Source organism: Mesorhizobium sp. M7A.F.Ca.ET.027.03.2.1, assembly GCF_003999175.1.
GTDB lineage: Bacteria > Pseudomonadota > Alphaproteobacteria > Rhizobiales > Rhizobiaceae > Mesorhizobium.
The window spans coordinates 1-7333 of sequence record NZ_RZOM01000192.1 but is presented as its reverse complement, the minus strand read 5'-3'; the positions used below and the strand labels follow the sequence as shown (position 1 = coordinate 7333).

At 61.5% G+C, this 7333-nt stretch carries 11 protein-coding genes; 9 read left to right on the top strand and 2 right to left on the bottom strand.

What is annotated here, in order from left to right:
• Positions 1–204 (bottom strand): helix-turn-helix transcriptional regulator (locus tag EN750_RS39930; protein ID WP_210212739.1); only part of this gene is annotated, 204 nt, incomplete at its 3' end.
• Positions 205–300: 96 nt separating this feature from the next.
• Here EN750_RS39930 and EN750_RS11190 point away from each other — a divergent pair.
• Positions 301–999, top strand: a complete 699-nt coding sequence (locus tag EN750_RS11190; protein WP_189526137.1) for a S24 family peptidase — start codon at positions 301–303, stop codon at positions 997–999.
• A 1-nt stretch (position 1000) separates the two neighbouring features.
• On the opposite strand, the gene EN750_RS11185 is transcribed toward EN750_RS11190, so the two are convergent.
• Complete coding sequence (locus EN750_RS11185; RefSeq protein ID WP_127396462.1) at positions 1001–1792, bottom strand: WYL domain-containing protein; 792 nt, start codon at positions 1790–1792, stop codon at positions 1001–1003.
• 145 nt (positions 1793–1937) lie between these two features.
• Between EN750_RS11185 and EN750_RS11180 the strand changes: the two genes are divergently transcribed.
• The 8 genes from EN750_RS11180 to EN750_RS39925 form a co-directional block, all read left to right on the top strand.
• Entirely contained in the window at positions 1938–2171 is a 234-nt protein-coding gene (locus EN750_RS11180) for a hypothetical protein (RefSeq protein ID WP_127396461.1), read from the top strand.
• A gap of 5 nt (positions 2172–2176) precedes the next feature.
• A complete protein-coding gene (locus EN750_RS11175) occupies positions 2177–2413 on the top strand; it encodes a hypothetical protein (RefSeq protein ID WP_127396460.1) in 237 nt (78 codons plus the stop codon).
• On the top strand, positions 2413–2622 hold the full coding sequence (locus tag EN750_RS11170) for a hypothetical protein (RefSeq protein ID WP_127396459.1): 210 nt from the start codon (positions 2413–2415) through the stop codon (positions 2620–2622). The genes EN750_RS11175 and EN750_RS11170 overlap by 1 nt, the downstream gene beginning before the upstream one ends.
• 32 nt (positions 2623–2654) lie before the next feature.
• Positions 2655–3584, top strand: a complete 930-nt coding sequence (locus EN750_RS11165) for a hypothetical protein (RefSeq protein WP_127396458.1) — start codon at positions 2655–2657, stop codon at positions 3582–3584.
• Positions 3585–3637: 53 nt separating this feature from the next.
• Positions 3638–4552, top strand: a complete 915-nt coding sequence (locus EN750_RS11160; RefSeq protein ID WP_127396457.1) for a hypothetical protein — start codon at positions 3638–3640, stop codon at positions 4550–4552.
• A 48-nt stretch (positions 4553–4600) separates the two neighbouring features.
• On the top strand, positions 4601–4969 hold the full coding sequence (avd, locus tag EN750_RS11155; RefSeq protein WP_127396456.1) for a diversity-generating retroelement protein Avd: 369 nt from the start codon (positions 4601–4603) through the stop codon (positions 4967–4969).
• Positions 4970–5295: 326 nt separating this feature from the next.
• Positions 5296–6294 (top strand): reverse transcriptase/maturase family protein, encoded by a 999-nt coding sequence (locus EN750_RS11150; RefSeq protein ID WP_127396455.1) that lies wholly within the window; start codon positions 5296–5298, stop codon positions 6292–6294.
• Positions 6295–6466: 172 nt separating this feature from the next.
• On the top strand, positions 6467–7333 hold an 867-nt coding region (locus EN750_RS39925; protein WP_127396453.1), incomplete at its 3' end, for a tyrosine-type recombinase/integrase.

The following is a 7333-nucleotide window of genomic DNA, read 5'->3' as shown; positions in this document are numbered from 1 at the left end:
CAGCCGCACCGCGTGCATGTCGGCAGCTGACACATCTCCGGCAGTCAGCGTAACGATGCGCTCGATCATGTCGGCATCGGGTTGCCGAGATCCGATCTCGATTCGCGCCAGGGTGCCGCCGGGGTTCACGCCCTCAATGCCGAGAGCGCGCGCCGTTTCGGCAAAGCCTAGTTTTCGGTCAAGTCGCCATTCACGAAGTTGCATGTTCGGAGATAAGCCATAATGGCTAACATCGTGTCAAGGAAAAGTTTAGCCATATCGGCTCTTTCTACAATAGCCAATTTGGCTAGTTTTCCGCCCATGGTCGATCTCGCACAGAAATTTGAGCACTACCGTCGCCGGTTTCGACAGGCGATGGATGCACGCAACCTGACGAATGAGGGGATGGCGGAGCGCATGAAAGCGCATCCGGTTACAATCTCGAAACTGCGGTCGGGCAAGATCAAGCTTGATGATGAATGGCGCGCGGCTGCTGCTTCGGCGCTTTCCTTGGCGGAAGATCTTCTTTTCGGTGACGCCACGCTGCCGCCGCCGAAAACGTCGGACATGTTTATCTCGCCGAAGAAGGCTGCCAAGCTCAGGCGAGCCAACAACGACAACATTCCGCTCTACGGTCTGGCGGCGGGCTCCCTCCAGGGTGCCCACTCGATGACGTCCGACCCGATCACCGAGGTGCCTTGCCCGCCAGTTCTTCGCGACGTCATCGGCGCCTATGCGCTCCAGACGCAGGGCGAATCAATGGAGCCTCGCTATTTCCCGGGCGACGTTCTGTATCTTCATCCCCACCAGAAGGTGCGCAGCGGCGACCATGTGGTGGTTCAGGTGATGCTGCATGACAATTCCGGCACGGAAACATGGGTGAAGCGGTTCGATAGCGAGGACGCTGAATCGTATCACCTGTGGCAGTACAACCCGCCTGCCAAGATCACATTCAAGAAAAAGTACGTCCAGCACGTCCACCGGATTCTGCCTACAAACGAGCTGTTTGGCGTCAAGTAGGTTAGGCGATCGCGACGCCGGTCAGCTCGACTGAAAGCTGGTTAAGCAGTTCGATTTCCGCCACATGCCGCCGTCCATCGGCATCAAGAACCGCAATTGCTGCACGCAAAAGCCGGGTAACGCTATCAGCGCCAAGGCGCCCGATTCCATCAAGGGCGCGGGCGATAGCTCGCCCTGTCGGCCGCAACCGGCGGACGTGAGACGCGATCATGTCAATCTCCGAAGAGGTGAGCGAGATGCGGGTGCGCTCGACCACTGAGGCAAGATGTCTTGTGGCGACATCGACCTCCGATGAATGAACGTTGCCGTCGGATTCCGACATTGCCGCCAGCAAGACGGCGTCATCCCTGATCAGGTTTAGAATGTCCTTCCATCGACCTTCTGACTCAGCTGTCGATTTGCGGGCTGCTAGAGCCAAGCTCATGCCGAAGTTGTCAAAGAGGAACGAAGCGACATTGTCGTGAACTTCGCCGCTATAGTCGATGCAACAGCGGATGCGGTCGACCCTGAATTGTCGAGTCGCATTTCGCTCGTGACATTTTGCCGTCAGCAAAGGGATGCCGGCATGCCCCATCGACAGCCCATACACTGAAATTCGACGGGCGGAATGTCGGCCGCCGGAATCTGTGTATTCGATCATGAACGATTGGCCCTCGGCATCACCGAGATATTCGCCCTCGCGCTCGATTTTCTCGTCGTCGATTTCCGGCAAGACGACCTGACGTGGCGCACCTGGCAGTGGCCGCGCGACGGCATGCGCTTCCAGCGCTGCTGCGAAATTCTCGATCCCCATGTGCCCATCCTCCCCAGGAACAGGCATCGTGTGATTCGAAACCGCGAATGCCAATAGCCGGATTGGCTAAACTTTATGTTGACACGATATTAGCCGATATGGCTTATGTCGTCTCCAATCGCAATCCCGCGATGGAGGCAAGCACATGATCACCTTCCAGCATCCGCCTGTCGGTTCGCTGTCAACATCCCCCGCAGTCGTCACCCAAGGCATCGTCGAGCTGATGGCCGACAAGATGCTGGAAATGGGCATGAACGGCACGGCGGTCACCGCCGACAGCCTGGCCGAACATTCCAGCTTCACGCGCGCCCAGATCGAGGAACACGGCGCCGAAGCGGCTGATCTCGCCAAGTCGCGCGCCGTCCACAGGCTGGACTGACGGCCATGAAGAACGTCGCCGAACGTCTGATCGCGGTGGCCGGCCAGTCCGCCGAGATGGAAGCGTGGATTTCCCGCCAGCTTTATGCCGGCCAGAAGCCCTCACAGATCCTGGCCGAACTGGGGCAGGGCGGCTTCGACCGCGCCTGCGCCGCCCTGGCCAACGTGCACACGCGCCTCGCGCTGGCCTCGGCCTTCACCTTCGCGCTTGTTTTCGTCAGCGTCGCCCTGGGGCTGCGCTGATGCAACACCCCCTCGACTATGAACGCATCACGATACCGCCGCACGGCACGGCACGGATCGTCTGCCACAACTGGCCCACATGCGGCTGCGGCGACGACTGCACCGCGCTGGCGCCGACGGAATCGCCCGTCGCACGACGGATCCTGTTTGCCCTGATGTTCGCCGTCGCCGCGATCGGCGCCGGCCTGCTCATTGCCGGCCTTTCCTGATTTTCCATCTCAACCCAACGGAGTGCTTTTCAATGACATCCGCAGCCCTGAAATCCAGCGAGTCAAAGTCGATCCTGGACAAGATCAATCCAAACTCCCCCGCCTTTCGCGTCGAAGGTCGGAGCCGCATTTTCCTGAAAGCCGGCACCGTCATCAACTTCGGTGCCGGCGGTGTCGAAAACCATACCGACCACGAGGTGTCGCTGCACACCGCCGACCTTGTGGGCGGGCGCGACTTCATCATCCTTGCCAATGAGGAGGGCGACGTGGTCGCAATCCCCGCCGGCGACGTTGTCGCCGAAGGTTTTGTCGAGATTGGCGGCTTTCACTTCGCGCCGGGCGGCAATGCTACCGGCCGCTCGGGCGGCGACAGCGAACCGGCGATCAATCCGTTCTCATGCTGGGATTTGAATTTCCGGCCCGCCTGCCCGGATCCTCGCGGCACGGCGCTGGTCGACATGCCGGATGGCACAAAGATCTGGGTCGACATCTACAAGCTTGGCGTCAACCACATGGACAAGGGCACCAGCTGCTTTGGCGAAACGATCGCCGACGGCGTCGATCTGCCGCAGTTCGTCAACCGCCCCGGCTTGGCTGAAGCGATGGACTACGCCACGGCAGCCGCGATCATGGCGCACCACGGCAAGCAGCTCCTCTCCTATGACGAGTTCCGCGTTGCCGCCTTCGGCGTCACCGAAAAGACAGCCGCCAGCCGAGACCCGAAGGCAACTGGCCTTGACGCCGCCCGCACCTCGCAACGCGGCATCATGCAGGCGACCGGAAACCTCTGGGATTGGGGCCATGACGGCGACCCCGAAACTCCCCGCGCGTCCATCTTCGGCGGCTCGTGGTTCAACGGCTCGAGCGCCGGCTCCCGCTACGCGGACTTGGACTGCTGGCCGGTGTACTCGAACGACGACATCTCCGCGCGGGGCCGCAGTGACCACCTGCAGCTTGCCTAGCCGGCGCGAAAGCGACGGCATTTCCCTCTCATCGAAACCCAAGGATTTTGATCATGAACGCGACCGCGAAAATTCCTGCGCTCGGCATCGACCGTGCCGATATCTCATCCTGCATCTTCATCGTCACCGGCAACGACACGGTATCGATCAAGGCCGGCACGGTGATCACCGTTGCCAGTATAGCTCATGCCTTCGAATCGGAGACGCCCATAGACATCGTCGAAGCCGTACCGGGATACGACTATGGTGTGTTCATCGCTGCGGACGGCAAGCCACGCGCCGACAGGCTGATAACAATGCAAAACGATGGCGCGATTTTCGGCGGCTTCCACTTTGCACCCAGCGGAAATGCCTTGGCCCGTATCGGCGGTGACGGTGTCCCGGCCATCAATCCTTTCTCATGCTGGGATTTGGGTTTCCGCCCGGCCTGTCCGGACCCTCGCGGCATGGCCTTGGTCGATGGTCGCTTCTGGGCCGATATCTATCTGCTCGGCATAGATCATCTGACCGACGGCACAAGCCGCTTCGGACAGATTATCGCTGACGGGCGCTCGCTGCCCGTCAGGATCGATGGCGAAGGGCGTACCAAGAAGCTGGACTATGCCACGGCAGTCGAGATCTACGCCCATCACGGCAAGGGCCTTCTTGGCGCCGAAGAGTTCTTCGCCGCCGCCTACGGCGTCACCGAACGGACTTCGCGCGAGGAAGAGCCGGAAACGACCGGCGACGTCTCTGCGGACGGCAAGAAATTCGTCTCCAGATGGGGCCTGTTCGACGTCACCGGCACCATGTGGCAGTGGGGAACCGATGGCGACCCCGATAATCCCCGCGCGTCCTTCTTCGGCGGCTCGTGGCTCGACGGCTCGGGCGCCGGCTCCCGCTGCGCGGGCTTGGTCTACTGGCCGGAGGACTCGGCCGGCAGCGTCTCCGCGCGGGGCCGCAGTGACCACCTGAAGCCTGCCGCCTAGCCGTCGCGAAAGCGACGGCCACAGCCGGTCCCGTGGGGAGTGCCCGACATGATCATCCGCGACGAACATGCCGGCAGCCAGGGACTGGCGATCATCGACAAATATGAGGAAGCCGTGACCTATCTCTACCCGATCCTGCAACGCTGCCCCCGCGCGCATGGCAATGTCCGCGACACGATGATGGCCGTGCTGTTCGACCAGGTGGGCCTCTTCTATCAGGCGGCAAAGTCACGGCAACCATCAAAGCTTTACGCGGCGGACGCCAACCTGGCGACGCTGCGTTTCTGGTTGCGCTTCGCGGCAGATCGCAAGCTCAAGATCATCACGCCGAACCAGCACAAGGCGACGCTTCGCCTGCCGGCTGAAGCCGGCGCGATGCTCGGGGCATGGATCAAGTCCGCAAAGGGCAACGGGTGAACGGGGAAATGATGCGGCGCGCGTCCATCTTCGGCGGCTCGTGGATCAACGGCTCGAACGCCGGCTCCCGCTACGCGAACTTGGACTACTGGCCGGAGAACTCGAACGACAACATCTCCGCGCGGGGCCGCAGTGACGATCCTTTCCTTGCTCGGCGACGGTCACGGCCGCGCCGGCATTCTGCTTGTGAAGTGTCTGCCGATCAGCATGCGCTTCAGGGTGGTCAGCCCGGTCATCCGGCTTCGGCGAACACACTTCTGGGTCCGGTACAGCGGGGAGTAGCAGGCATCGCCTGTCGAAACCCGCGACCGGCAAGCGAGGTTTACATGGGCAAGAAGCACCGAAATCTAATCCAGCAGATAACAGCCGATGTCACCATGCTCGAGGCTCTGCGGCTGACCTCGCGCGGCAAGCGGCTGACGCCGGCGCGACTGGAGTTCAAGGAATTTTCCGCCCTCAATCTAGAATCGCTCGCGAACGACATGGCAAGCGGCGCCTACGTCCAGGGCGAGCCGCATCAATTCAACATCTTCGATCCCAAGCTGCGCACCATTTCGGCGCTGCCGTTCCGGGATCGCATCGCCCAGCATGCGCTTTTCAACATCATCGCGCCGATCTTCGACGCTACGCTTTTGCCACGCACGTTCGCCTGCCGGCCGGGCAAGGGCACCCATCTCGCCGCGAACATGCTGCAGGCCGACATCCGCCGCTTGACCAGGAACGACGAACCGCTGTTCGTGCTGAAGACGGACTTTTCCAAATATTTCGCATCGATCGACCGCGCGGTGCTGTGGCGGCTGATCGAAGCCAAGATCTCGTGCCGGGCCACGCTTCGCCTGATCGAGGCGATGCTGCCGCGCGAAGGCATCGGCCTGCCGATCGGCAGTCTGGTCAGCCAGATCCTCGCCAACGTCTATGGCGGCATCGTCGACCGGCATTTGCAGCAGGATCTCGGCGAGCGCTACTGGTATCGCTACATGGACGATATCGTCATCCTCGGCCGTTCGTCGGAGCATCTGGCAAAGGTGCGACTGTCGATCGAACAGCTCTCGCGTGAACGGCTCGGGCTGCGCTTCTCCAAATGGTCGATCCAGCCGGCGGCGCGCGGCGTCAACTTCGTCGGCTATCGCATCTGGGCAACCCACAAGCTGCTGAGGCGCGACAGTGTCACCCGTGCCCGGCGCAAGCTCAAAGCCTACCGTGCCGCCGGCGATCACGACCGGCTGCAGAAGTTCCTCGCCGCATGGACCGGCCACGCGGGATGGGCTGATAGCCGCAACCTGATGCGCAGCTTCGGGCTGGAGAGCACGCCATGCCGCTCCTGAGACCTGACGAGGCTTGCGCAGAACTCGGCATTGGCGAAGACACCTTGCGCGCCATGCGAAAATCGGGCGAAATCCCATACATCAACGTCGGTCTGGGCAAGAAACGCGAAACGCCACGGTACGAGCTTGACGACCTCATTGCCTGGAAGGCGAAGAGAAAGAAGACCGCCACATGTCCGTCTACATCAGGGCCGATGCCAAGGATGGCTTCTACACCTACGACTTCCAATTACAGGGTCGTCGATTTTCAGGCTCAACGGGATGCACGTCAAAGCGCGAAGCGCGAGAGGTAGAGAAGGCCAGGAAGATCGAGGCGAAGGCGGCCATCGCCGTCGAGCAAGCCTTTTCAGATCCGAACATGACGGTGGCGATCGCCACCAGCCGTTATTGGCTTGAGGTCGGCCAGAACCACGAAAACTGGAAAAACACCGAATGGTCGATGGCCTGGCTGGTCGCGCATTTCGGTCCTGATTTCCTACTGCAGAACATCAATGACGAAAAGGTCTCCGCCATGGTGGCCAAGCGCCGCGGCGAGTTCGTGCCGTCGCAGCGCAAGCCCGGCCGGAAATACTGGACGCCCGAACGGCGGCGGCGGGTAAGTCCCGCCACGGTCAATCGGACTGTCACCCAGCCTTTGCGGGAGATCATCCTGCGCGCCGAAAAGCTGTGGGGCGCCAGGACAGGCGACGTGGACTGGTCAAAGCATCTGCTGGCCGAACCCAAGGAACGTGTGCGCGAGGCCAGCATCGGCGAAGAGGCGGCGATCATGGCCGAGTTGTCGCGCGGCTACGATGTCGCCGTCGAGTTCGCTTTCCTGAATGGCTGCCGGCGCATGGAAATACTTGGCCTTGAGTGGTCACGGGTAGACTTCTTCGGCCGCCGTTTCACCGTCATCGGCAAAGGCACCAAGCCCCGTTCGATTCCTATGACGAAGCGGACATTCGAGATCCTGTGGTCGCAGCAGAATTTCCACGCCGAAAAGGTCTTCACCTATATCGCCGCCCGGACAGTGAGGACGGCCGACCGCACGCTGGTCAAG

What these genes read in the sequence shown, in the direction of transcription:
- EN750_RS11185 (WP_127396462.1), bottom strand. Translation starts at nt 1,792, where the DNA reads ATGGGGATCGAGAATTTCGCAGCAGCGCTGGAAGCGCATGCCGTCGCG.
- EN750_RS11190 (WP_189526137.1), top strand. Translation starts at nt 301, where the DNA reads ATGGTCGATCTCGCACAGAAATTTGAGCACTACCGTCGCCGGTTTCGA.
- EN750_RS11160 (WP_127396457.1), top strand. Translation starts at nt 3,638, where the DNA reads ATGAACGCGACCGCGAAAATTCCTGCGCTCGGCATCGACCGTGCCGAT.
- avd (WP_127396456.1), top strand. Translation starts at nt 4,601, where the DNA reads ATGATCATCCGCGACGAACATGCCGGCAGCCAGGGACTGGCGATCATC.
- EN750_RS11180 (WP_127396461.1), top strand. Translation starts at nt 1,938, where the DNA reads ATGATCACCTTCCAGCATCCGCCTGTCGGTTCGCTGTCAACATCCCCC.
- EN750_RS11175 (WP_127396460.1), top strand. Translation starts at nt 2,177, where the DNA reads ATGAAGAACGTCGCCGAACGTCTGATCGCGGTGGCCGGCCAGTCCGCC.
- EN750_RS11165 (WP_127396458.1), top strand. Translation starts at nt 2,655, where the DNA reads ATGACATCCGCAGCCCTGAAATCCAGCGAGTCAAAGTCGATCCTGGAC.
- EN750_RS11170 (WP_127396459.1), top strand. Translation starts at nt 2,413, where the DNA reads ATGCAACACCCCCTCGACTATGAACGCATCACGATACCGCCGCACGGC.
- EN750_RS11150 (WP_127396455.1), top strand. Translation starts at nt 5,296, where the DNA reads ATGGGCAAGAAGCACCGAAATCTAATCCAGCAGATAACAGCCGATGTC.